20 protein-coding genes are annotated in these 24,247 nt (G+C 56.2%); 15 read left to right on the forward strand and 5 right to left on the reverse strand.

Going from position 1 to position 24,247, the window contains the following annotated elements:
• The first annotated feature begins 123 nt into the window (after nucleotides 1-123).
• The 6 genes from EOHIBHHM_RS19995 to EOHIBHHM_RS20020 all read left to right on the forward strand — a co-directional run bounded on the left by EOHIBHHM_RS19995 (nucleotide 124) and on the right by EOHIBHHM_RS20020 (nucleotide 4,329).
• Nucleotides 124-474 (forward strand): hypothetical protein, encoded by a 351-nt coding sequence (locus tag EOHIBHHM_RS19995; RefSeq protein ID WP_497257334.1) that lies wholly within the window; start codon nucleotides 124-126, stop codon nucleotides 472-474.
• On the forward strand, nucleotides 471-1,397 hold the full coding sequence (locus tag EOHIBHHM_RS20000; RefSeq protein WP_497257336.1) for a phosphoadenosine phosphosulfate reductase domain-containing protein: 927 nt from the start codon (nucleotides 471-473) through the stop codon (nucleotides 1,395-1,397). Before EOHIBHHM_RS19995 ends, EOHIBHHM_RS20000 begins: the two co-directional genes overlap by 4 nt.
• A 187-nt stretch (nucleotides 1,398-1,584) precedes the next feature.
• On the forward strand, nucleotides 1,585-2,643 hold the full coding sequence (locus EOHIBHHM_RS20005; RefSeq protein ID WP_497257338.1) for a DUF6610 family protein: 1,059 nt from the start codon (nucleotides 1,585-1,587) through the stop codon (nucleotides 2,641-2,643).
• A gap of 138 nt (nucleotides 2,644-2,781) precedes the next feature.
• Nucleotides 2,782-3,057, forward strand: coding sequence for a hypothetical protein (locus tag EOHIBHHM_RS20010; protein WP_497257340.1), 276 nt, complete (start codon nucleotides 2,782-2,784; stop codon nucleotides 3,055-3,057).
• Between the two features lie 28 nt (nucleotides 3,058-3,085).
• Nucleotides 3,086-3,304 carry a DUF8129 domain-containing protein gene (locus tag EOHIBHHM_RS20015; protein ID WP_497257342.1) on the forward strand — a complete coding sequence of 73 codons (219 nt, stop codon included), beginning with the start codon at nucleotides 3,086-3,088 and terminating at the stop codon, nucleotides 3,302-3,304.
• A gap of 38 nt (nucleotides 3,305-3,342) precedes the next feature.
• Nucleotides 3,343-4,329, forward strand: a complete 987-nt coding sequence (locus EOHIBHHM_RS20020; protein ID WP_497257344.1) for a hypothetical protein — start codon at nucleotides 3,343-3,345, stop codon at nucleotides 4,327-4,329.
• 80 nt (nucleotides 4,330-4,409) lie between these two features.
• Here EOHIBHHM_RS20020 and EOHIBHHM_RS20025 read toward each other — a convergent pair whose 3' ends face one another.
• A complete protein-coding gene (locus EOHIBHHM_RS20025; RefSeq protein WP_497257346.1) occupies nucleotides 4,410-5,492 on the reverse strand; it encodes a transcriptional regulator FilR1 domain-containing protein in 1,083 nt (360 codons plus the stop codon).
• Nucleotides 5,493-5,654: 162 nt separating this feature from the next.
• Between EOHIBHHM_RS20025 and EOHIBHHM_RS20030 the strand changes: the two genes are divergently transcribed.
• Nucleotides 5,655-7,040, forward strand: a complete 1,386-nt coding sequence (locus EOHIBHHM_RS20030) for a cytochrome P450 (RefSeq protein ID WP_497257348.1) — start codon at nucleotides 5,655-5,657, stop codon at nucleotides 7,038-7,040.
• A 261-nt stretch (nucleotides 7,041-7,301) separates the two neighbouring features.
• Here EOHIBHHM_RS20030 and EOHIBHHM_RS20035 read toward each other — a convergent pair whose 3' ends face one another.
• On the reverse strand, nucleotides 7,302-7,844 hold the full coding sequence (locus EOHIBHHM_RS20035; RefSeq protein WP_497257350.1) for a hypothetical protein: 543 nt from the start codon (nucleotides 7,842-7,844) through the stop codon (nucleotides 7,302-7,304).
• Between the two features lie 111 nt (nucleotides 7,845-7,955).
• On the opposite strand from EOHIBHHM_RS20035, the gene rdfA reads away from it, so the two are divergent.
• From rdfA to EOHIBHHM_RS20060, 5 genes are all read left to right on the forward strand, one after another.
• On the forward strand, nucleotides 7,956-8,786 hold the full coding sequence (gene rdfA, locus EOHIBHHM_RS20040; protein WP_497257352.1) for a rod-determining factor RdfA: 831 nt from the start codon (nucleotides 7,956-7,958) through the stop codon (nucleotides 8,784-8,786).
• 2 nt (nucleotides 8,787-8,788) lie between these two features.
• On the forward strand, nucleotides 8,789-10,579 hold the full coding sequence (locus tag EOHIBHHM_RS20045; protein WP_497257354.1) for an archaea-specific SMC-related protein: 1,791 nt from the start codon (nucleotides 8,789-8,791) through the stop codon (nucleotides 10,577-10,579).
• 271 nt (nucleotides 10,580-10,850) lie between these two features.
• Complete coding sequence (locus EOHIBHHM_RS20050) at nucleotides 10,851-12,971, forward strand: DUF8186 domain-containing protein (RefSeq protein ID WP_497257356.1); 2,121 nt, start codon at nucleotides 10,851-10,853, stop codon at nucleotides 12,969-12,971.
• 384 nt (nucleotides 12,972-13,355) lie between these two features.
• A complete protein-coding gene (locus EOHIBHHM_RS20055) occupies nucleotides 13,356-15,158 on the forward strand; it encodes a TrbL/VirB6 family protein (RefSeq protein WP_497257358.1) in 1,803 nt (600 codons plus the stop codon).
• Between the two features lie 153 nt (nucleotides 15,159-15,311).
• Complete coding sequence (locus tag EOHIBHHM_RS20060) at nucleotides 15,312-16,490, forward strand: hypothetical protein (protein WP_497257360.1); 1,179 nt, start codon at nucleotides 15,312-15,314, stop codon at nucleotides 16,488-16,490.
• A gap of 114 nt (nucleotides 16,491-16,604) precedes the next feature.
• On the opposite strand, the gene EOHIBHHM_RS20065 is transcribed toward EOHIBHHM_RS20060, so the two are convergent.
• Together EOHIBHHM_RS20065 and EOHIBHHM_RS20070 are read right to left on the reverse strand one after the other, a co-directional pair.
• Entirely contained in the window at nucleotides 16,605-16,946 is a 342-nt protein-coding gene (locus EOHIBHHM_RS20065; protein ID WP_497257362.1) for a type II toxin-antitoxin system PemK/MazF family toxin, read from the reverse strand.
• Nucleotides 16,947-16,949: 3 nt separating this feature from the next.
• Complete coding sequence (locus EOHIBHHM_RS20070; RefSeq protein WP_497257364.1) at nucleotides 16,950-17,408, reverse strand: MarR family transcriptional regulator; 459 nt, start codon at nucleotides 17,406-17,408, stop codon at nucleotides 16,950-16,952.
• Nucleotides 17,409-17,548: 140 nt separating this feature from the next.
• Between EOHIBHHM_RS20070 and EOHIBHHM_RS20075 the strand changes: the two genes are divergently transcribed.
• The 3 genes from EOHIBHHM_RS20075 to EOHIBHHM_RS20085 all read left to right on the forward strand — a co-directional run bounded on the left by EOHIBHHM_RS20075 (nucleotide 17,549) and on the right by EOHIBHHM_RS20085 (nucleotide 22,302).
• Nucleotides 17,549-18,826: a TraC-like domain-containing protein gene (locus EOHIBHHM_RS20075; RefSeq protein WP_497257366.1), complete on the forward strand. Its 1,278-nt coding sequence runs from the start codon at nucleotides 17,549-17,551 to the stop codon at nucleotides 18,824-18,826.
• Nucleotides 18,827-19,046: 220 nt separating this feature from the next.
• The gene (locus EOHIBHHM_RS20080) at nucleotides 19,047-21,686 is read left to right on the forward strand and encodes a VirB4 family type IV secretion system protein (RefSeq protein ID WP_497257368.1); all 2,640 of its coding nucleotides are present in this window, start codon (nucleotides 19,047-19,049) and stop codon (nucleotides 21,684-21,686) included.
• A 157-nt stretch (nucleotides 21,687-21,843) separates the two neighbouring features.
• Complete coding sequence (locus EOHIBHHM_RS20085) at nucleotides 21,844-22,302, forward strand: hypothetical protein (protein ID WP_497257370.1); 459 nt, start codon at nucleotides 21,844-21,846, stop codon at nucleotides 22,300-22,302.
• 97 nt (nucleotides 22,303-22,399) lie between these two features.
• Here the strand turns inward: EOHIBHHM_RS20085 and EOHIBHHM_RS20090 are convergent, their stop codons facing one another.
• Nucleotides 22,400-23,707: a M48 family metallopeptidase gene (locus EOHIBHHM_RS20090; protein WP_497257372.1), complete on the reverse strand. Its 1,308-nt coding sequence runs from the start codon at nucleotides 23,705-23,707 to the stop codon at nucleotides 22,400-22,402.
• Nucleotides 23,708-24,247 lie beyond the last annotated feature (540 nt).

Genomic DNA, 24,247 nt, shown 5'->3' on the forward strand with positions numbered 1-24,247 from the left:
AATATCAACGAGTACGTCGCAGCGATCGACGTCGAACCACCGTTCTAACAGCACCCTCCTCGCTCGGTGTGTTTTTCTCGCTCTTCGAGCCTGAAAGCCCGTCGAACGGGCTGCGTGATCCATATGACCGAGACAGGCTCCACCACGTCCCCCGACGCCCGCAGCGAGACCTCCTACCAGCTCACTGGGCCCCGTCCAAGCGACGAACCGTACTGCGTCACAGCCATCGCACGCGACGACTGGGAGCCGGGTCAGCCCTGTCCCGAGTGTGGGACGTCCCACCTCCACGAGATGCATCTGAACGAGGAATGCGCGATTCATCACGATGGGTCGAGCGCGTTCAGCGCCGCCCTCGATCGACTCGGCACCGTCGAGTACTGGTGTCCCGAGTGTGAGACCGTCCTCTACCGCCACGCCGCATACGCTCTCTGGCTCGCCCTCACAAACAACCTCGACCACGACGCCTCAGTATGAGCTCTACTGCCGCCGTCTCGTCGACGTCGGACTTCCGGCTGGGTTTCCCCGACGACGTCAACGCCGTGGCTGCGAACACCGCTCGTCGCGTGATCGAGGCCGCCCCTGAAACAGACCGTGTCTACGCGCTCGTCTCCGGCGGCCACGATTCATTGACCGCGATGCACGTCGTCTATCAATCTCACTACCTCGATCTGGATGGTGTCATCCACATCAACACCGGGATCGGCATCCCGGAGACGACCGCATTTGTCGAGGAGCGAGCAGAAGCGCTCGATATCCCGTACTACGAGGTCGGGGCGCCCTGCGACGATCCGGGCCAAGAGCACGAGTACCGTCGGCCGCACGAGGAATACACGGCGCTCATCCAGCGGTTTGGCTTCCCTGGCCCCGGAGCGCACAAGTATATGTACTGGAATCTCAAGGAGAAGCCGCTCTCGCGCTTCCTGAAGATGCTTGAGGACGACCTCCTTCTCATCTCCGGTGTCTCTCGGCACGAATCGCAGAACCGGATGGAAAACGTCGACGCGAGCGGTCAGCAGGAGTTCCTTGGCTATCCGACGATCTCTCCGCTCGTCGAATTCACTCCACTCGATGTTCGCCGCTACCGACGCAGCCTCGACCTCCCGATGTCACCCGTAAAGGAGACGCTCGAAATCTCGGGAGAATGCCTCTGTGGGGCGTTCTCCAAACGGAAAGAACTCCGGATGATCCGGCTCTTCTATCCCGATGTCTATCGGCGCATTCTCCGTCTCGAAGCAACCGTCGGCGCGTTCGCCGCCCTGGACAACGGACCCGACGAGGCGTACAACCGCTGGGGCCATAACCGACTGAAAGACCACGAACGCGAGGCGATGGACGATCCCGACCAGATGCTCCTCTGCCAGAGTTGCGAGCAGCGCCATCAGTGCAATACCTCCTAACCGTCGCTCTGGACCACAACTCGTCACCTGAACGCTCGAACTCTCGAGATATGAATTCCTCCATCTCTCGGGACAGTACCTGTCTCGCGAGTCTTTCTTCGCGGCAGCTGGCCTGAGCCGCTGCACAGCACGGCATCCGTATCGTTCGTCAAGAACCGTCGCAACCAGCTTTTCACACTTCCCGCGTATGGCTTCCAGTTCTCTTCAGGTAGCTTCGGCTTCGACCGAGATACAACGTCCGTTCGCACCACCGCACGCGGCACCCGAGCCGGACACCCTCGAGTCGGCCCGTCGCCCCGCATATATCGGCTTCCTCTTCAGAGCGCCGTTCGCGACAGACGCCTACAAACTTGGCTTCACCACGGGCATCCGTGAGGACTATCGCCTCCAGATCGACTCCTACCGGAACGTCGACCTCCCGGTGGTTATGCTCGACAACGAGTTCCACGACCCCGATCCCGACCGATACGTCGACCGGTTCCGCGAGTACGAGCCCGATGTAGCCGTCATCGGTGACGCTGACACGCCGCAGGACGCTCGCGAGTACACCCAACTCGCTCGCAACCTCCGCGAAGAGTACCCGTCGACAACGTACATTATCGTCCCGAAGTGCCACGAGGCAATCGAGATTATCGACGACGACCAGGTCCTCGGGTATCCGCTCGGCTACTCGTCCCTCCACGCAGACGACTACAGCGACCCTGTGGACTGGCGTGGCCGCCATATTCACCTCCTCGGTGGGAGTCCTCTCGTCCAGTACGAGGCGCTCCAGGATCTCACGCAGCCAACGCTCACAGGTGCGCCGCCGGCGAACATCGTCGGGATGGACTGGAACGGGCCGGCGAAGGTCGCCTACCTCGGAGAGTACTGGAGTCGCGATGGCTGGCAATCCGCTGACAATCTCGGGATTCGTGAAACTGTCCGTCGGAGTCTCCGTGAGATGCGTGCCTTCTGGCAAGAACGCGACCTCTGGCCGGAGACGACCCCCTGTGACGTCTACGGAGAAGCGGTTCAGGAGCCACAGGACCCCGTCTGGGCAGCGAGCGGGCGAAACATCTACGAAGAGCCGAGTCCGTTCGCTCCTGACGATGCACCGGTCTACGACCCGGAGGATCCCGACTACGATCCGCTCGAGGATGCGATCGTTATCGCGTACGAAAACGGATGGACGCTTGCGTACCGCAACGAATCGGAACGGAAGCGTATTGAGTACCAGGAGGGACTCACGCCCGTCAACGGTGATTAGTCTCTCTCGAGTTACCCCACGGAGAGGCATCCGCAACGTTCCTCGTGGGGTAACTACGGAGACCGCTATCACCTCTGAACGGGAATTCACCCAGAAACGCGGGTTTCTCCCCACCGCCAAGCAGGTGAAGTGTTTCATATGTCAACAGCTGCCTCTACCGTCGACCCGGAAACGATCGCACAAGCCGGTGACTCGCCTGAAACCATCCGCGACAAGGTCCTCCGCACGCTCTACCACAACGTCCCGGGAATCGAACTCGAGGATGTCCTCGAACTTCGGGTACTCATCGATCCACCGACGAACGAAGATTCACATTCGAGGCAAGCGCAAGCCGTACTCACAGCCGTCCAGGAAGAAGTAGAAACGTGGCCTGACCCGCCGACGATTTACACCCCACCTTCGGCCTATGAGTAAGGCGTCATCCAACGGAGGCGAAGACATCGTGACTGACTCAGACGACAAGATCCTCGAGGAACTCCCACCGAAACGATTTCTCGACACGTCCAACGCACGCCTCATCAAGGCGGGCCTCCACTGTATACATTCCCGAGAGACGATCCAGCAGTACCTCGCTTACGAGAACCAGCACAAAAACCGAACGTGGGTACAACGACTCCTCGCGAGACGAGCCCGAGAACTTGCCGACGAACAGTCGGAGTAGTCACGAACACACCACCGCTTCAAGTGGTCGTTCATCCTATGACATCCGAACAATCAACCCTCAGTTCCCTCGGTCATTCAGATACCGACAGCACGTCAACCACCCAGAACGCGTCACCAGACGACTCCGACAGCTCATCTTCGTCACCTACTCCTCGAAATGACGACGCCTCTACGTCAGCCGAATCGGAGACTTCAACTAATCCATCGACCACCGGCCGCTCTGGTGGACCACCGACAGACATCGGTGAGGACCAGATAACAACGTTCGACGCCAGTGAGGAACTTGACGAATGGACGTCCACCTGCGAGGCCGAAAAACTCGATTACGCATATCTCCACGTCCAGGTGGACGTTTATCGAACGCTCTCCGACACGTGGTGGGGACTCCGTGTTACGACACAGAAGAAGATAATCGAGAATCATCGGAACAGCTATGGCGGGTATGTCGGACAGCGCCGCCCCGGTCCCGACGAACTCGTCGATACGATAATCAACTGGGTGACTTCAACGCTCGCCACACCTTACCTCCCCTTGGATGTCCACGATATCCCAATCGGTCACCATCTCCGGTCGGTTCCGAGTGACCGGATTCGTATCTTCATCGGTGATGACGCGGTCGACTTCCTCACACAACGCGACATCCCTATTGACGAGGTACTTACTGCACTGGACAATCTCGAAGAGCACTCACCCCCCTCAGCGTACAAGAAGCAAGTGAGAGAGTACTACGCTGCTCAAGATACCATCGACACTTCACGTACCCGAATCCGTAAAATCGAGCAGGCAATCGGGGCCGTATTCGGTATCTCGACCGGATATGGTGGGAACGTCCCCAGCGCTCCGCCAGTAGAGTATGCTTCACTCTCTCCGAATGACCTCCAAGACGAGTTGAAAACGGAGCGCGAAACTCAGCAGACAGCTGAAGCCAAACGAGATTCCCTCAAAGAGGAACTGGCGTCACGACAGTCGGCGTGGGCTGATGACCTCAAAATAACACTAAAAGAGTGTCTTCCATCGTTTTAGAAATATCCACACAACAACCCCTCAAGCTATTCTACGCAGGTCCACCTCGCCCATTGCGATAGCAACATAGACTGATGCGTTTACATCTCGGCAGGGTCGTGAGCCTGCTTTTGGTACTGATTATAGAGATCCTCTCCCCATTGGACTACTGCTTCATTTGAACTGAGGATCATCGCGATATGTTCTCCCTCCCCAATTTTATTGTACGCCCCAACCGCGATCTGCTCCCTATCGTAGATACCAATGCCGAGCGTCAGTGGTTCGTCGAGACAGAATATCTGAAAGTTGTCGTAGTTTGAGTCGTCCAGAAAGTACTCCATCTCTTCTTCATGGAGTCGCTGGTAGAGCGAGGCGTCGACGATTGCCTCCCCTTTCAGACCAAGTTTGAGCAGTTTATTGTACGCGCTAAAGAGCGTCGGGTTGAAAATCGATGTCAACACGCGGAAGTGATCAAGCCGTGGATCGCAGAGTTTGAGAGCTGTGGCCAGGACGATTCCTGGAGAGTGGGGTGAGGAGACATACAGCTTTGCGTCAGCGAGGGCTCGAACTGGAATCTCCGTTCTAATTGGACTGAGCCGTTGGAACCAGGGTGCTTTATCCAACACCTGCTCGATTGTCTCGGCCAGTTCCTCATACCGTTCTACTGTTTGTTGCCCAGCGGGCGTGAGCCTGTGAACACCGTCGCTCTCTACACTCCATCCTTCCGTCTCAAACATCCGTAACGCTCTCCGAACAGTTGCGCGAGACGGAGACCCGTTGGTTATGTCCACCAATTCGCTCGGGCGGCTGGGTTGCTCTGCAAGCGTTTGTAACAGCGGGATAGTATGTTTCGACCGAGTTAGCTGGGTGAGTGGCTCGCGATCGAGACTATCTGGACACGATTCAAACGCTTCCAGCGTGATTTTCCCCCCTGCCGTCAGCTCATATCCACCAGCATCAGCTGTTTTCGTCAACCCCAAATCGGTGAGTTGCACGAGATGTTTCGATACCGTCTGTCGGGTGATCTCTCCCGATTCTGCGATAGTCGAGGCCGTCTTTGCGCCCTCGTCGAGTGAACGCAGTATATCTAAAGAGGTGGACCCAGCAAGATCACTAATGAATTCACGGACGACAATCCGTTCGTCCGTGAGTGGATTTGTGGTCGCACGCTCGGACTGCGTCACTTGTTTTCACCCGTTACTAAAGTGCGTACCCAACGCTATGAATATATCGCACAAATCTGATATTGAATCGAGCTTATTGGAATACCCTTCCTTTTCAAAACCCACCCGAAACCCGTCTTTCAGCGGTACTTTTTACATATACTGATACAAAGAGCGACTATCGTGAGCTCCAAACTACCACCGGCACCGTCGGGTTATCCGGTCCTCAAAAACGCTGTCCAGTTCGCTCGCGATCCATTCACGTTTGTAGAGCGGGCGACGTCGGAGTGCGGAGACATCTACCGGATGGCTCTCCCGGCAGTCGACGATGTCTTTGTTTTCACTCACCCAGACCACCTTGACCGTGTCCTTGTGTCCGATGTCGAAGTCTTCGGGAAAACCGAGGACTATCAACGCGCGTTCGGGAACGGCCTCCTTTCGGTCGAGGGCCAGAAGTGGCGACAACAGCGTGATATGTTACAACCGCTCTTCTACCGAGACCACATAAGAGGCTACACAGAGCAAATGGTTGCGTGTACCGAACGACGTCTCGAGACGTGGATTGAGGGTGAAACACTAGATATGGAGCCTGAGATGAAGAACCTCACTCTGGAGGTTCTCTTTTCCACGCTGTTCGGTCGTTCGTTGGTCCCAGGCGAGGATCAAGAACTTCGTGATGCCGCCGATGGACTCAACGAATGGTTCACACCATCATCATGGATTCTGCCACCGTGGATCCCGACACCAGCACGGCGTCGATTCAATCAATCCACGAAGCGCCTCCGTCAGGAGGTTCGAAGATTACTCGAAGAAGGAAGCGACCGAACAAGAATCTCAGAAGACGAGGCAGGTGGGTCCGAGGGCCAATCGAACTCTAAGCAGGGTGCTCACTCAAATACTCCAGACCTGCTCACACAGCTCCAAAAGGCGCGTAATAGGGCGGATGGATCAGATCTTACAATCGAAGAGATCGAAGATCAACTGATCACTATGGTTTTTGCGGGGCACGAGACGACCGCCGCAGCTCTCGCATTTACTTGGTACACGCTGGCGACGAACCCAGACCTCCAAGAGCAACTTCATACGGAACTGGACACAGTTCTCGATGGAGACTCGCCCACTTACGACGACCTCCAAGAGTTGGAGTTCACAGACCGAATAATCACTGAGGCGCTACGGCTCTATCCACCAGTTCATACGATCCCGCGCCGGACGCTCACTGATGTCGAAGTCGGTGGATATCGGATTCCCGAGGACCATGAGATTCATCTATCGATAATCCATGTCCATCGAGATGGACGGTTCTATGATGAACCTATGGCGTTCCGCCCGGAACGATGGACTGATGAGTTTGAGGAGGAATTCCACGACTTTGCGTACGCCCCCTTTGGTGGTGGACGTCGAACTTGCATCGGTCGGGAGTTCGCTCTCTTAGAAGCAAAAGTAGTCCTAGCAACGGTCGGGCAGAAATTCCAATTTAATTGGGAGAACGACGAAGCAATTGAACTCGAACCACGGGTTACGACTCGATCAAAAGAAGGCATCCCAATGCGAATTCAATACCGTTGAGGGTACAATCTTATACCTGATCGGATAAAAATTCTCTCCATAATCATCGATTAAATCCTCGCCTTCTGACCTGTGTATGTTCATACATTTTGACGGTGTAAACACGGGTGAGTATAACACACAATCCGGTAATATTCAAAAGCGTATCTCATGAACCGGAATTCAGTCGCCAATCTCCTACTCTTCCCATCTCTAAAGCAGTCATTACGGATCGATATCCGCCTGCCCGTTCCATCCGAATTAGACAATGTCAGTACACCACTAGTTCAAAACACACCACTCCGGAAGTACCGCCCTGCCAACCGCTCCCTGAAATAGTAGAATGCCCCCATGACGACCATCGTCATCACACTGAAAGACGGAAAGATATCCACCGACGGAGGAATCGATGTTTCGTCCAGCCAATCGACGGCCCCAACCACTGATTCCCACAATATCAATCGTCACCTCGACCTCGATACAGTGGTTGATCTCGTCGAACAAATGTCCGAAGATGAGATCTGCGCCCGACAGAGCACCAAATATCCAAACTGGTCCCGAGGTGACCCTTGCCCTGTCTGTGAAAACACCGAACTCGCTATAATGGAACTTAGAGAAGCTACCTACACTTCCTCTGACGGCGAGTTCGACTTTGACCACTTTACTGATAACACAGGACCACAGCTCTCGATTGTCTGCAAAGAATGCCGGACACACCTCCTCCACTTCCCCTATCACACACTGACTGAATAGGCCAGCTACGACTCGCTCAGCGTTACGGAGCCCAGCTATTGAGAACACAACTACAACGTACTCATCACTCAATTAGGCACCCTTGGATAGGAAACGGACATTTAGCTCAAGTTTAACTGAATGTCGGGCGGTCTGAAGAACACTTCGCTTTTATTGATGTGGACATAGAATTCCTACCCGGAGATGTGCAAAGTCGACGATCTCATCGCAGAGTATGGGTTAACAGCCCCCGGATCTGACTATGACTCTGTAGATGACTACCTCGCGAAACGGTGGACTGGAACTGACGGCCGCACTTCAGAAGGATATAAAAAACTAACAGATTGGTTCAACAAACGAGTTCTCAAGTCGATATATGAAGACCACGGGAGATCAACTGTCAGCATCCATTTGGACCGAGAATATGATGTTATTGTAAACAAAGATAACATCCAACGCGCCGAGCTCGCGGCCGACCTCGAGGGCGACGGGATGGACATCGACGAACTCAAAAAAACGCTCGTCTCTCACGGCACAATCCGAAATCACCTCAAAAACTGTCTCGAAGTCGAAAAAGACACTCAGTCCACAACCAATTCCACTACTACGTCTCGAGAGAAAGCCATCACGTCGGCGAAACGAATGGCTGCCTCAAAAACAGAAAACATCCTTCCAGAACTTGCAAAAGACGGCGTTGTTCCTTTTGCAGACCAAGCCACCGTCGACGTCGAAATCAGACTACAATGCCCCAAATGCGACACACGGGTCCCCATCGAAGATGCAATCAAACGGGGGTACGTCTGTAACGACCATCTGACGGATCCAAACAATACAGACCCACCCAATAACTCAACTCCAGATCTGCCGGAGAATACCGAATCTGACGAAGACGATTCACACCATCAGTCAGATACAACGATGAATTCTATGCCATCATCACAAACCTCTCTCCTGCTCTCTCTACTGGCCCTCGGAGTCACTTCGTTCTCGTCCCAATCGCCTATGCTAATAGATAGTATGCTCAACACCACGTAACCATGACCTGGCATCTAGAAATCGAAAATATTGCAGGCATCCATCGAGGGGAGGCTACGATCGAATCCGGTGTGAACGCTGTCCGAGCGAGCAACTGGCAAGGAAAATCGAGCTTCCTCACCGCAATTGAAACAGCCTTCGGGACTGAAACAAGCCTCACCGAAGGCCAAGATCACGGTCATGTTGACCTCGAAATCGACGACACCACCTACGCTGTCGACCTTGATCGTACCAACGGCACGATTACACAATCCGGCGATCCATACCTCACCGATGATGTCGATCGCGTCTGTGCTGACCTCTTCGCGTTCCTCGATGAAACCAACGAGGTCCGCCAAGCCGTCCGTGTGGGTGAAAACCTTGAGGACCTCCTCACTCGTCCCCTCGATTTCGAGAACATCGACGAGCAGATTGCCGACCTTAAAGCCGAACAGAAACAGGTCGAGGCCGAACTCGACCGAGCCCAAAACGCTGCTAACCGCCTCCCGCGCCTCCAAGAGAGGGTCACTTCGCTCGAATCCCAACTCGAAGACCTCCAGGAAGAGTGGGACGAACTCGACAACGAAGCTTCTTCAGATAGTGACGCTCGAGACGAGCTGAGTAACCTCCGCGCCCAGCTCGAGAAGACCAAGACAGACATCAACCGGTACGAATCAACAGCAGATCGCGTCGGGGATGAACTTGAAGCAAAAAAAGAGGAACTTGAGACGTTGGATGTCCCAACACACGAGGAGCTCGAAGACGACCTCGAGGATCTCCAATCTGACCTCCACGAAATCGAACGGGATAAAGAACTTCTCCAGTCGATTTATGAGGTAAATCAGCGCATTCTCGAAGAAGACCGTCTCTCGCTTCTCACAGACGTCTCTCACGATATGCTCTCCGACCAGCTTGCCTGCTGGATCTGTGGCAACGACACCTCTCGTGAAGAGGTCGAGGCACAGTTAGACAGTATCTCTGACCGTCTTAATTCACTCCGCGACCAAGAGTCGACTCTCCGCACCAAGGTAAACGAGCTTCAGGAGAAACAACAGACTGTACGGGATGCGGAGCGGAAAGAACGCGACCTCCGCGACCGCATCGGAGAGCTTGAATCTCAGCTGGATGACGCACAGACGAATCTTGAATCGGCCAGAGAACGAAAAGCCTCCCTCGAAGCACAGATTGACGAACTCGAAGATCAGGTCAGTGAGACGCAAGACCACGCGACTGACCTCCAGAGTGAGATCAAATACACGGAAGCTGAGCTTGAAGACGCTCGTGACGAACTTGAGACAGTCAAGTCGGAAGCCTCGCAGCGTGATGTCCTCGAAGAGGAACTCGAATCTCTCCGCTCCGAGGTCGAGGACCTTCGAACACGCAAGGAGCGTGTGAAGCGAAACACTCGGGACGCATTCGATTCGGCGCTCTCCGACATTCTCACGAGATTCGACGTCGGGTTCGAGACAGCACGCCTCACCGACAACTTCGACCTCATCGTCGCACGTGGAGGCCGCGAAGCCAGCCTTGACGCTCTCAGTGAAGGCGAGCGGGAACTCCTCGGCATCATCGCTGCTCTTGCCGGCCACGAAGCATTCGATGTCGCTGACCGGGTTCCCGTTATGCTGCTCGACGGGCATACCGGTCTCGACGATACCAACATCCACCATCTCGTCGATTACCTCTCTGAACGTGTCGATGTCCTCGTCCTCTCCGCCTTCCCCGAGTACGACGCCTTCGAGGGTCACGAAGTCACTCCAACCAACTGGGAGACCATCTCCTACGGGGACGATGTTGAGGAAGTCGTAGGATAGTTCTCGCTGCTCACTCTCGATTTTATACCCCGCGGGGGGTTAATCTCTCAACGACTTTTTGCGAAGACGCGACTTCTGGCTCCCATATACTACTCTGTCCGCCCTGGCGTTCACTCATCACGCTCACGAGTAGCTGCTCTACTGTCTCCCAATCGCGGAAAACACTTTGTCGCCGGACCACATATCCGCAGGTAAGTTCGTCCCCTATGCGGCCAGTAGCACTCGCAACTACCATCATCCGGGTTACTATCCAGTCCCGGAGTGGTGATGTATGACCTCCCGGTTTGATACTCCCGCGGGGGATCAAGACAACCCCCGTCCATCCGACGAGCCTTCGTTGACGATCACTAGGGCTACACCTCGGCAGTTTTCCAGCCTCTTCGTCGCCTTCCTTCTCCTTTCGAGTGTCTGCTTCTCCACGATTGCGGTAGTCGCGACCAACGAATCCAACTCTACCGCGCAACCGCCGGTTGACGGGAATGCTCGTGTATTTGTCGCGAGTGACCGCGATACGGAGGCTCTCGGCATTCCGGGTGGCGGTCGTGGTGGCATCCTCCTCCAGTATGTTGTGGAGGCCAACGCGTCGACTGAAAATCTCTCTCGTGCCGTCGACACCTACACGCTCACGACCAATCCAGAGACGCGCGTCCGTATTGATGGCTCACCCCGGACACTGCAGGAGTATCGACTTGACCAGTTGGCGAGAGTCGAACGAACAAACTCAACGAGTCGGTGGCCGGCGAGCGCACCGGACCGGGAGGATAGCCTATTCATCAAAGACGGCTTCATCGCGTATATGGGTGCGACCAGCGCTGCCGAAGTGAACGCCCCAGGAGCGGAAACAAACGGCACTTATCTAATGGGGCCAGACGGGCGTGTCCTTGAGTACGTCGACTACCGCGTCGCCCTCCCAGAACCAAATACGACCACCCGCTATGTCCGCGAAACAAAGGATGTCACCCTCAACATCCCTGCGCCGGAGGACAACTCGTCGGACGACGTACAGACTGTCACCAAGACAGTTGAGTTCGAGACGCTCGACGGTCACACCATCACACGTACCGTCAGCGCCACCGGTCGTGGCCCGCTAACCGTAAATCGCTCTGTGACGGCCGTCGTCGGCGGCTATCGCACTAACACCACATACGATCTCGCCTCACAACGGGTTGAGCGTAACCTCAGCATCGACGATCAGACGTGGTCGAAACACACGACACCAGAAACATCGGCACGAGAGGCCCGGTATATCGACTACGCAAACGCTCCCCCTTCGGATGGTGAGAGGCAACGTCTAGAGCTTCAGGCGACGATCAACGTCACCGCGGAAGTCACCACTGATCACTATTTCTACCATCCGCACAACGATACGTGGACGTACACCCACACGGAAGTCAATGCCACCTATGATGAGCTCACCGTTACCGACGATCGGCCAGTCCACGTTGTCCCACCAGACAGCGTCTCGATTTCCCAGCGCGTAATTGAGGAACCACACGACCGCCGCTCCATCGTCCTCTCTATCGAGGGCCCGGAGCATCTCTCTGAGCGGGCACTCTGGAGTTGGGCCGCCCTCAACGTAGAAGGAGACTCGAATGCCAGTGCCCAACGCCTAACGAACGTCTGGCAGGTCTACGGTGTCCGTCAGTACCGCTGGGGTGAAACAACGTCGAACTGGGACACAGACCCACAACGTACGGAGTTCCCACCAACACTTGCCCTCCGACTTACTGCTCGACAACCGTCCCCAAGTGTTGAGGGCGTCGGAGAAACGGATGTGTATCGTCACGGACGGGTGACGGATCTCCGCCAGCGCACTGTTCCTGGCGTCTCGAAGCGGGCGACCCTGGCGGAAAATGTGAACCTCACTACGGCGACCGCCAACCAGACCTCGAGAATTGTCATCAGGGACGCCCCCGGTCAGATCACCTCAGTAACGTCGGTCTTCGGGGATGAAATACCCGTCTCGACAACAGAGGTCACCTCGATGGAGGATTCGTCGCTCACCTACACAGTGATTCCGCCGGCAGAAGGGGAAGAAAACGAGCCGCCGGAACTCAGACTCCGTCTTACTGGCCCAGACGGAACTCCACTCCCGGATCGGAAACTGATCTTGACCGGGGCGACCGAATCCTCAGTCACTACAAACGACAACGGTGTCGCCTACGCTACGTTCGATAGTGCGACGATCACCGCGCGCTTCCCCGGTGACCCATACACAGAGCATCACGACATCTACTACTCGTCCAGCCATACAACCGCGATCTCTCCCGGAAACGGGAGCCTGATTGCCGATCTCTGGACGTTCTTTTTACGGCCACTACAGGCCGCTCTCCTCTCGCTGGCTGTGAGCGTAGGCTTACTCGTCGGGGTCGGCTGGTATACCATCAAGTAGCCATCCCTCGGAACATTCTCTCAAGATTGACGACACCCACTTCTAGGTCATTCAGCCGGCCTTACGAACTTCAGTTGACGATGAGATCGTAGCGCGACTCACTGTCCTCGGTCAATGGCTATCTCCGATTGGTTCGGGGATAGAAGTTATAGGTATTGGACAACGTATTCTGACACAGCGATTCACATGGAGCGCTCTCCAACCACCCTTAGTAGGTGGCTCTACCGTGTCGGTCGCCGTCTTCGCCACCGAAAGTCTAGGGACTCAACAGAAACCTCCGCAATGGAACCGTCGACGTCATCCAGCATCCTCTCGGCCAAAATTCAAGACCGTCTCTTGGGTATCGCACCTACAGCTCAACAAACCGTTTCCTCCACTGCGGCGATGGCTGCCCTCCCGATCATTCCGCTATTTAATCCCCTTGACCCAGAGGATTGGTTCGAGGGGATCGTCAACACGCTCGCGACCGGCTTGACGAACGTCCTGGGCGAGGTTTTCGTGGGAATGGTCCAGGAGTTTCTCGTTATCGACCCGTTGTACTACCAGGAAGGAGCGAATGCAACTTTTATACAGAATCTCCAGTACTCGCTGATTCTCTTTCCGACCGTCATCGTCCTCGGGACGATCGCGGCACTCTTTTCGGAAGCCCCAGAGGGCTCCTATTTACGGCAGGGAATCCGTATTGTTAAAGCCCTCTTCGCACTCGCTCTCATCCGTCCATTCCTCCACGTCGCTGTCGTCTTCACGAATAGCGTTACGAAGCTCGTGATGCCCGAGACTTACGCGGTCTCCCTCGCCGGCCCCGCCCTCAACAACGCCATCGGCGATTTGATGGGCTCGGCTATCGCCGCTGTGCTCGTTTACCTCGCCGCCGGTACAATCTCTCTCATCGCTATCGCTCTTGTTGTAATGATCCTCTTCCTCCGCATCTTTATGATCCATTTCGTCTACACCGCTTTCCCGATCCTGCTTGTTATGTGGTACACCGACTGGGGACCACTCCGGTACGCGAACGATGTCGCTATGTTTGTCTTCAAGGTCACAGCGTATCTCCTTCTCGCGGGGCCGCTCATCGCGCTCGCCCTTCAGACCGGCTGTAGTATGTCCGCCCCGGACATCTGTGTGGCTAACGCGAGCGGGGCCCACGGCCCGGAAGCACTCACTGCCGGAATTGACGCATCGCAGAATAAGCTCGTCCTTTGGAAGCGGTTCCTCGGCTGGCTTTCCGGCCTCGGTCTCGCCGGTTTCGTCGGGATTCAGGCCCTGTCGATGGGTGGGAGTTCCGCCGGTCATCTTCTCGGGTTTAGTGGCCTGAGTGCGTTACGCGGCGGTGGCAGCGGTAGTCCGTCTTCGTCCGGAGGTAGTGGTGGAGGAGGAGGTGGCGGTGGACCGACTCCGTCGGGTGGCGGTGGCGCCGGACAGCACACCCTCCGAAACTTCGGTGGCGGTAGCGGAACCGGTCCAAAGGCGTATGGAGCGACTGGCTCAGCAAAACCCGAATTCCACCCCCGACAGGCAGCTAGTTCGGCGAAAACTAATCTGAAACAACGTGTCTCGTCGGCACGGGATACTGCACGGAGTAACGCGCAGCGCGCCTACCGTGGCGTAAAATCACGGAAAGAATGGATGAGTCAGGCTACGTGGGGACAGGGCGCTCGAGCTGGGGCCGGATTAGCAGGCGGTGGCGTGGCGCTCGGCGCTCGTGAGGCGAAAGCGGGTGTGAGCCACGTGAAAAATAATCTCAACGAGCCGATTGCGAATTGGCCCGGCCACGCCTATCGGCGGGTGAAGAACGGCGATTGGAACCCACCGAATGACGATCTGGGTGCAAGTACGGACAGCGAGGTGGCAGCGGATAATGAAGTGTTGGCACTACCTGAGGGGAATCCGCCTCTTCCAGAGGGTGAGACGCTAACCCCCGAGTATGAAGACAGAGCACCGAATCCTAGGGAGGCCCAAGCGGTCGCTGGCGGGTCCGACATTGATCAGGCGAATCCGCATTCGGTCAACGAATCAGTCCAAGCTTGGTACGACCGCGTGAAGACAAAGGACCAGCAAAAAGTGGAGGCGATGCGCCCTGACCTCGTCAATCGAGATGTCTCTCCGCCCTCTTCCTCACCATCGGAGGAACAAATCCAGGAGTCCGTTGACGACTACGTCGACAGAACTCGCAACACCGGCTCATAACGATTCAACTCAAATTCCTCGTTGATTCCGAGTCACTTCCAGAACCACGTTAGAACTAGTCACTGGCTCTTTTGTGCTGTGTTCACTGAGCGTGCTTCCCGGCTGATATTTTAAATAGCAGAACACGGTAGATTAGTACAGAAACACAAACACATGGGTTCCGAAACCACCACCGCCCGTCGCGTGCTGGCGGCTCTCCCTAGGCACCCACTCTCGATTTCGGATTTCATCAGCCTCCAAGCACCCGATAGTTTCGAGTCCCCCTCCACCTTGGACGGCACCGATATTCGCACCCGTGTCGACACCTCCAACATCCAAAATCTGGGCGGCGTCGTCGCTATCGGTGATGATTGGGTCGACCGTGAGGGCATCGTTGGCTTCCGCTTCATCGCCGGAGACACTTGGTTCGGTGTCGGCTTCGAACCAGAGACTGGCTGGACTATCCTCACCGAGGACTCCATCGACGAGAAGTTCTCGCAGGCTATTGATGATCGTATCGCGACTTGGGCGACGACCTTCTACGAGGAGGAAACCGTCCGGCCGTCATTCTATGATACTTTCGCGGCCGCCTGTGTATCTCAGCTCCCACCGCGCCCGCTCCAGCACGGTGAACTCAGGGAGACTCTCTCCCCCGGAGGGATCTACCAAGAGTCCTTCGTCGAGGTGATCCCCATTCCCCTCATTCAGATCGAACACACCGACAAGGTCATCGCCTTTCTGATGAAGGTCACTGCCCCCGATCGGTCCGGTCACGTCGTTGAATACGGCTACCGGATCCACACTGACGGGGTCTGGCGGAAGGCGTGGGCCGACTCTCTCTCCGGAGAAGAGGCCGAGGAAGTCGGTCTTCGCGACCGGCCAGTCGCCACTCTCATCGAAGACGCCAATCACGATTACCTCAACGAGGTCGACCTACTCGTGGAGCCACCGGCCGACCACATCCAGATTGAGGTCTACATCGATGTGATGTCACCAGAGCCGGCCCCCGGTGGTATGTGGACTGCGGCATCTGACTGGTTTCCGTCCATCGAGTACGGTGCTCCTATTGTCGGCCTAAATACTGACGAGAACCCAGGTGACTTGACTGTCCTCGGCTACCTCGAGGGAACGGAAACTGGCGTCTATGTCGGCCTCAACCGCCAGGACGACACGTGGGAGAAAATCATTTCCTTCGATGTCCCCGTCGACAAATACCTGAACAGAGAGATCGGCAACACCCTTGACGGCTGGCTTCAGAGCCAGTACGGCGCGCTCGTCGCTCCGTCGCAAAATCCGCTCATCCAGCTCACCGAGTGGGAGACGAGCGCTCCCGACCTCTTCGCATCCGATTGACCTATCCGAGCGTAACAACTTCATCGTAGCCGCGGTCGGAAGAGAGCTACTGAGCAGTCGGCGCGTCAGAGATGTGGGTTATGGGGTGATATCCTGTATCGGAAATAGGCTGTCCTACCTCTTGAGAACCATTGCTGCGAATGCTTTTGCGAGCCGTCTCATGGTATCTTCACCGAATCTGGCGTGGACATCGCGGATATCGCTATGGTCGACTTGTTTGGTCGCCCACGGTTCTACATAGGAGCGTTTCAATAACTCCCCGACTTCAGGTTCATCTTGTTCAACGGTGACGGCGTAGCGATTCTGTCCGTATTGTTCGCTTCCGGTCATTGCTGCGACCGTATAGAGCTCACCGTGGTCAGGACAGTCTTCGTCGGAGATGATAACGACTGGACGAGATGGCCGCCTCTCGTATGGATCTGAAATAGATACAACGTGTCCGTGTTGATAGCCCATCGATTATTCCTCTACGGCATCCTCTTCAAGCTCTGCGATGATCTCTCCTGCTTCGTCTTCGGAAGTTAGTTCGTGCGTTTCGTCAGTTCCTGACCTCCCGTTCGGGTCAATGCTTGGAACTTTTTCTTCCCATCCTTCTTCAGCGTAGGCGTCATCGGTAGGCGCAGACTCGAAGAGCTGAACGACTGAGTCGAGAGATTCGAGCCGCTGCTTCAGCTTCTCGGCTCGGTCTGGGTCGACGTAGTAGGCACCTTGTGACCGTTCGACGAGCCCCTTCTCGAAGAGCCGCGTCATCGTCTTCGATGCGCTTGATTTACTGATATCGGTCTGGTCTGCGATTTCGCTTGGCGTGAAACCGTACTCACGGTGAGAGAGCAAGAAGCGGAGCGCTTCGTACTCATTCGTCTCTGGTTTCACGGGGAACGGTTCGTCGTTTGTTAGTTCACGGACGTGGATTGGCATCGTTGTCACTACTTGTCACCGTGTGTCATTAAGACTTTCGCAGGACGCGCCGCATTGACGTCGTCTTCTAAGTACTCTTCAATCCCTATTGGGGAGAGAATTTTTAGGCATTCACGACACGTATTCACACAAGACGTCCCATGAAACGGTACCCAGTAGCCGGCCAGTTACTCGAGCATCGCCTCTTCTTCGGACTCAGCGTCAGCGATCTCGAAGTCGGCGTAGTCCCACTCGCTGGTATCATCCTTGCGTCCGGTATCAACAACGTCTTCGAGCCCTCGTTCAGTGGGCTACTTACTATCGGAAGCGGGATTCTCGGTCTCCTCGTCGGCTTGTACGTTCTCTGGCGAACACCTGCCGGTCAGACCCCTCGCGAGTGGCTCATCGGGGCTGCAAAACACATCGCGGGCCCGGATCGCTATCTCTGGCAACCCGTCGAACGCGGTCTCGTTTCTGGACAGCACCTTGACGACATCCGCACTTTCCATTCTGAGGATTCCGAATCCCCCGACGACAACAGCGATCCGGACCCAGAATCCTCGTCCTCGAGTGGCCCCCAGCAGTCCGCCTCAGATGATAACAGCGGTCAGCAAATCGTAACTGACGGCGGGCAGATGCACTCTCGCGAACGCCCACAGCGTGACCCGAGCCAGTACTACCACCAGCTCACGCAGGAAGAAACAACAACGCAGTCGCAACTAGCTTTCGAGTACGTTCGCGAAGACGGCATTATAGTCACCGAGAGCGACAACGAGGAACCTGCGTACGTCGGCCTTGTTCACATCACCCCGACGAGTTGGCTTTCCCTCGACGATGAAGGACGCCAGTCTACGATCAACGCGTACGCTGACGTTCTCCGTGGAATCTCTTACCCCTTCCAAGTGCTCGCCCTTCCTCGTGAATTTGACCTGACGACGCACTTCGAGGAGATCGAACGTGCAGCCTACGAGGCTGAGGATCCGCCAGACATTATGCAGCTTGGTCGGTCGACGTATATCGACTGGCTCAACGAGTCGGTCGGTACCCGGCGAGTCAAAGTCCGTGATTTCTACATCGCCGTTAGGGTCGAAAGCTCGCACGTCCGAGAACAGTCCTATGGCCACTCTACAGACGTTGTTTCGGGATCTCTCTTCCAGCGAATCGTGGGCTGTGTCAATTCTGTCACCTCCTCAGTTCGTTCTCGGATCGGCTCGAATACCGACGACGACGTCATCGAACGACAGTGTATTTCTGAAGTTAGAAGTCGGCAACACGAGTTTGCCGAAGCACTCCCCAGGACCGGTGTTCAGACCGAAGTGATGGACGACAGGGCAGACGTTCTGGACGTCCTCTACCGCTACTACAACCACGCCGACTCACCACTCGACGAGTATTCTCCCAAATCTTACGCGGAAGTTCTCCCACCTCGCCGGCCGTAGTGATTCCCGACCATCCCAGCATCTCTTCTTCCATCTTCTCGACTGTTCCTGCGGCACTTGAGGTAGCACCACTGCCGGCGTTACCCCACCAGTGAATTATCTCTGTAGTTTGTGGGGTAACTCGCTGCCCTCCCTCAACCTACTTGTCGAAACGCCTTCTTTGCGGAAAGCTATCAACGGGCGAAACCATTTACCGAGGCACTACGTATCCCACGATAGCATGAGTAGCGTCCCAGTAGCCTGGGTACTCGGAATAGCATCTGCTACCGGGCAAGTGCAACAGATCATTCAGACGATCCAGCGAGCGATCCAAGGCGGCCCGAACGCTCCGTCACCATTCATTCTTGTCGGCGTCGCTGTCGGCGTCGCCCTCCTCCTCGGTCTCGGTATTCTTGCGTCACGTCGATTTGTTGGTTCGGCTCAACATCCATCTACAAACGCAATGAAAGGCGCACCTGAGACGGAGGCCAACAGCGGCGTTCTGAATCGTCTTCTCTCTCGGCTTCCCGGTAGTTTTGGATCTATCCCTGGTGCCGGTACCTCCGCCCGAACAGATCCAGCCAACGTCAACCTCGAGGAAATCGACGACGAAACCTTCGACCGCGCCGTCAGCATCCTCGAACAGGAAGGCCGGGAGACGAGTCGGGCAAACATCCGTGAACAGGTTGCCCGCCTCATCGACTTCGAGGCCGCCGACCCCGACGAATTCCGCCTTGGACTCATCCAAGACGCCGACAGCCAAGCCCAGATCGACCAAGCGAGCGTCGCCCCACCAAGTATCGTCCCCGAAGATCCAACCACTCTCTACCGGAACGGCGAATTCGTCCGTATCCTCACTCCCGCAAGTGCTCCCGAGAGTGTCTTCGGTGGCTGGCTTATCAACCTCACCACGACCAATCTTGACGTCCGCGTCAGCTACCATCACTCTCCCCGCGATCCCACAACGATCCGCGGTGCCCTCCAGGACCGTCTCACCGAACTCCAGATCGCCCTCTCTCGGAAGGAGGAAAAGGGCGCGACAGACTATCACGAAGACCTCAACCGCCGAGAAGAACTCGATCGTCTCCTTCGTCGCCTCACCGAAGGGACGACTCGGCTCTACGACATCGGTATCTACATCGAAGTCGCTGGCAGTACCCGTGATGAACTCGAAGAGACCGCTCGGAAGGTCCAGCAACTCGTGGCTGACCGCGACGTCGAACTCGTTCCCCTTGAATTTCGCCAACTTGAATCTCAAGACGCGATCGCACCTGTCGTCTCCGACCCCATCCAGAACACGGACCTTATGGAACACGACGCGGCGGCCACCCTCTTCGGCTTCGTCGAGCCCGCCATCGCTCACGAGGACGGTGTCCTCTATGGCTTCGATGAGACCGGAAACCCTGTCATCGTCGACCGATACAGCCTCTCCGGCTTCTCTAAAGTCATCACTGGGAAGATCGGGTCCGGAAAAACGTTCGCCGCGAAACTTTCTCTCTGGCGCCGTCTCCTCATCGACCCTGAATTCACCGCCATCGCATTCGACCCCACCGGTGACGACTTTGTCGACTTCTTCGAGACCCTCGGTGGCGATGTCGTCACCTTCGGTGGCGACGTCACAATCAACCCGCTCGAAATCCACCGCGGTACGGGTGAGGCCGAAGACCCCTATAAGGACAAACTCCGTTCCTTGACGGGGATGGTGCGGACGTTCTACGATCAGAGCGGCGACAGCCTGAGCGCCGAACGTGCTGGCCTCATTCAGCAGGTCTTCCACCTTGCATACCTTATGTACGGTATCACTTCCGAACCCCGCACCCACGAACGCGAAAACCCCACTATGGAAGACGTCCTCGACATCCTCAAGGCCCTTGCTGATGGTGAGGACCCACTTGAATTCGTCAGCTACCAGGGAGACGCCACCGATCTTCACCGTGAGGAACGCGACGAGCTCGATGAACGCGTCGACGAAGTCACCTCCCGACTTCAGTCGAAGGACGACAGCAACCTCAAGTCCGAAGCCAACAGCCTCCTCCGCTCGCTCGAAGCCTTCCAGCCAGGTGGCGTCGCTGCGAACCTCTCTGGGAAGACGACCGTCGACCTCGAGGACGAGCGGCTCATCGTCTTCGATATGAGTGCCTTCCAGGATACCAATCAAGCCCCTCTCCTCCAGCACGTTATGCTTGATTGGAGCTACCAGCGGGCTCGCGAGAACTCCCGTCGGATGGAGGTCATCTTCGAGGAGGTTCACTACCTGCTCAGTCAGAAATCTGCCCGCTCGCTCATCGGCCTGTTCACCCGCCATTCCCGACACTTCAACGCTGGCTTGACGCTCATCTCCCAGACTGCAGAAGAATTCATGCAGGAGACTGACGATGTCCACTCACCACGCGCGATCTACGACCAGTGCGACATCAAGCAGCTGTTTTACCAGGAATCAATTTCAGACGAGGTAATCGACTACTACGACCTCTCCCCAGCTGATGTCGAGGCCATCCAGAGCTTTGCACGTGGACAGGAATCCGACTTCAGTGAATGTCTCCTGAGCGTCACCGGAATCGCGCGTCGACATCTCGAAATCCACGCGAGCGAGCTCACGGTTGATCTCCTTACTGAACCTGAGACGGCCGCCGCAACCGCTCAGTTGGTTGAACAGCGTCGCCAGCAGGCTGCCACCGCTCGCAGTGAACAGACTACCACCCAACCAGAGGAGAGCGCCGAGACTGCCGGTGGTTTGGGCGAAGAAGCTGCTGAGAAGGAAACTACTGACTCCAGTACGACACCCAGCGAAACGAGTGAGCCTCCAACTGACCCCATCACAGACGGAAGTGGGGGCTCACCCTCCTCTGGGGACACTGCTGACGACACTAATTCCGAATAATACCCTTCCATTCTCTTTTCTCTGTCTACCTTGCCTCTCGTCATTTCACACCTCCCCTGTAATCCACCAGCACAGTCGGAGAGAGTGGGTTTTCGCCTGTACCCCCGGTGGAGTTAAGTGTTAGACCAGCATGGTTCAAACTAACCGGGAGACAGATATGACCAGCGTACTCCTCGGTGTCCAGCTCGCAGCTTTTGCCATCGCGGATGCCCTCCCTGGTGGCCTACGTGGGCTTGGACTCCTCACGGCTGCCCGCGCACAGTTCGCGATCATAAAAGCCGACCTGATGGCTCAGGCCGCGCCGATTTGGACTCGGCAGATGAGTGTGATCTTGCAGGCAGACTGTCCAGATGGGACTGAGGTTAGCTCAAATGAAGTCATCCAGTCCATCCACAACATCAACGACTTCATCTTCCTCCTTGGATGGACGCTCGTGCCCGGAGGATTCGTCCTCGGAGGTATCCTCTACTTCTACGGCTGGAACCAGTCTTGGAAAAAGCGGGGCCTCCGGCTGATGGTTGGCGCGGTGGCGATCGCCGGCGTCATCCTTCTTTGGGGCGCTATCGCTAACCTCATCCAGTGGGCGACCGGCGGCACTTGTGCGCCCACCACGTAACGGCGTTGAGTCGATTATTGGCGCTGGCAGACTGCCGCCTTGCCGTCCCCCATCTTCTCGGCATCATCAGTAACTACAACCTGTGACCACGCTCTTGTTAAGGCGAGCTGTCACACCCCTGTCGCTCTCGGAGTACCGCAATCCTGTCCTCGACTGAGGGGTGCACTCGAAAGAACCACTCGATAACAAACGGAGCCCCCCATGGAAGGGACGACGTCTCCGTCTTTTTCGAACTCTCCCTCGCTCGGAGATCGGCAACCGACTGCAATGCGGTTATCGCGGTCTCACTTCCCACCCGTTGTCGTTCGTATTCGTCGGCAGCCAACTCAGCTCGGCGAACCCACCGTACGAGGCCGAATCGGAACCCGAACGCGAGAATGCCCATCACCACACCGAGTGTCTGCATCGATGGCGAAACAACCGCAAGTATCCCACCGACACCACCGAAGAAAATCAATCCGGCCCCAGCAGCGAGGCGAAGATGTCCAAGAACGTGATGCCCGTGCTCGTGGTGGAGGATTGCGTGGAGTGATTCTGGAGAAATACTGTCATCTTCGAGGAGGGTCTCGCCAACGAAGACCCGGCGAAAGGGCCAGACACCCGCCGCCATCGCCGTCGAACGAAGCCCCACCGTAGCAACCCAAATCGACGTGTGGGGGTCAGCATCGATCTCCTCTGGTACGATCGCTGCGTATTCTTCAGGTGTGAGCGGCCGCGCCATATTCAGAAACGGCAAGAGCGTGATTGCGAAGAACAGGTAGGTGAACGTGAGCGCCCAGGTCACCGGCATTCTGAGCTCAGATGGAATCGGCAGCGCCGTCCACGGTGCTACAACTAATATAAAGAGTCCACCAACGACCAACGCAACCCGGAGAGCGTGATCGTGGCGCGCCTCCGGCGTCTCAAGATGACTTGTCGTCTCCCTCCAAAACATCGAGATGAACGGCGCACCTGTCACCGCCAAACACCCGAAATAGCTCGCAAGGATGAGCATCGGAAAGAGTCCTTTGACGACGACATTCGGTGAGGGCATCGGATATTCTGGCGTTAGTCTAACAAAGAACACCCAGACCAGAGTGGTGAATCCACCACTGACGATAGACCCCCCTAAGAACAGCACGAAGAAGTTGTTCAAGTGATCTGGAAGCCAAGAGACCCACCGAAAGCCTTCGGACACTTCATATTCTTCCGAGGCGGTTTGATCCGTGTTTTCCGATGATTCCGTCGACGCCGATGCCTCTTCGCGGTTCAACCTATACTCATCGTAACGGTTTACCGCAGCACCGATCTGCCAGCCAAGTGCCACTGCGATAAGCATCGGGACCGTCACCCCGACGAAGAGCAGCGCCGTCGCCGATGTAACCCTAAACACGAATCTGACCAGAACATAACTGAAGCCCGCCACTATAGGGGCAGTAAGAAATACACCCAACCCCCACCAGACCAACGTATCGACCGGCGAAGGTAGCCACGCAAGCGACGAACGAGCCTCGGATAGGACTCGTCGCCACCGTGGACAGGGGCTTGAGTCGCCATTCGAGGGCATCTTTTACCGTAGATCATGCTATCTGAACCCAAAAATTGTCCGGGGGAACTCCAGTCCCTCGACCCACTGGCTATGAAAACGATTGCTTAGGAGACATCAGCGCATCGACTGAGCGAGCAATCGACCGGCCCCAAACTCCCGAATAGTATTTTACGCTGAGCAGATGAAATATCTGTAGAGGTCACTACTGGCTATGCCGACGCTCCCAGCCTTCACTCGAGCTTGGCTCTCGCCGGCCCCGCTCACCGATGACCATACCCAGTCGCCGCCCGATGCAAGGACAGATCGTACTTCGCATTCGTCGCGGTCGGTAGAGCCGACCCAGACGTCTCGATCCACTCGCTTAGGCCGCCCGAGGAATCGCCGTCCCCTGTACGGTGTTCTGTTGACCCTGAGCGT

The organism is Halogranum roseipondis, from assembly GCF_059695585.1.

Excerpts from the sequence above, each read along its gene's own strand:
- rdfA (WP_497257352.1), top strand. The coding sequence starts at position 7,956 with ATGTGCAAAGTCGACGATCTCATCGCAGAGTATGGGTTAACAGCCCCC.
- EOHIBHHM_RS20000 (WP_497257336.1), top strand. The coding sequence starts at position 471 with ATGAGCTCTACTGCCGCCGTCTCGTCGACGTCGGACTTCCGGCTGGGT.
- EOHIBHHM_RS20055 (WP_497257358.1), top strand. The coding sequence starts at position 13,356 with ATGGCTGCCCTCCCGATCATTCCGCTATTTAATCCCCTTGACCCAGAG.
- EOHIBHHM_RS20075 (WP_497257366.1), top strand. The coding sequence starts at position 17,549 with ATGAAACGGTACCCAGTAGCCGGCCAGTTACTCGAGCATCGCCTCTTC.
- EOHIBHHM_RS20020 (WP_497257344.1), top strand. The coding sequence starts at position 3,343 with ATGACATCCGAACAATCAACCCTCAGTTCCCTCGGTCATTCAGATACC.
- EOHIBHHM_RS20060 (WP_497257360.1), top strand. The coding sequence starts at position 15,312 with ATGGGTTCCGAAACCACCACCGCCCGTCGCGTGCTGGCGGCTCTCCCT.
- EOHIBHHM_RS20050 (WP_497257356.1), top strand. The coding sequence starts at position 10,851 with ATGACCTCCCGGTTTGATACTCCCGCGGGGGATCAAGACAACCCCCGT.
- EOHIBHHM_RS20045 (WP_497257354.1), top strand. The coding sequence starts at position 8,789 with ATGACCTGGCATCTAGAAATCGAAAATATTGCAGGCATCCATCGAGGG.
- EOHIBHHM_RS20005 (WP_497257338.1), top strand. The coding sequence starts at position 1,585 with ATGGCTTCCAGTTCTCTTCAGGTAGCTTCGGCTTCGACCGAGATACAA.
- EOHIBHHM_RS20010 (WP_497257340.1), top strand. The coding sequence starts at position 2,782 with ATGTCAACAGCTGCCTCTACCGTCGACCCGGAAACGATCGCACAAGCC.
- EOHIBHHM_RS20080 (WP_497257368.1), top strand. The coding sequence starts at position 19,047 with ATGAGTAGCGTCCCAGTAGCCTGGGTACTCGGAATAGCATCTGCTACC.
- EOHIBHHM_RS20070 (WP_497257364.1), bottom strand. The coding sequence starts at position 17,408 with ATGCCAATCCACGTCCGTGAACTAACAAACGACGAACCGTTCCCCGTG.
- EOHIBHHM_RS19995 (WP_497257334.1), top strand. The coding sequence starts at position 124 with ATGACCGAGACAGGCTCCACCACGTCCCCCGACGCCCGCAGCGAGACC.
- EOHIBHHM_RS20065 (WP_497257362.1), bottom strand. The coding sequence starts at position 16,946 with ATGGGCTATCAACACGGACACGTTGTATCTATTTCAGATCCATACGAG.
- EOHIBHHM_RS20085 (WP_497257370.1), top strand. The coding sequence starts at position 21,844 with ATGACCAGCGTACTCCTCGGTGTCCAGCTCGCAGCTTTTGCCATCGCG.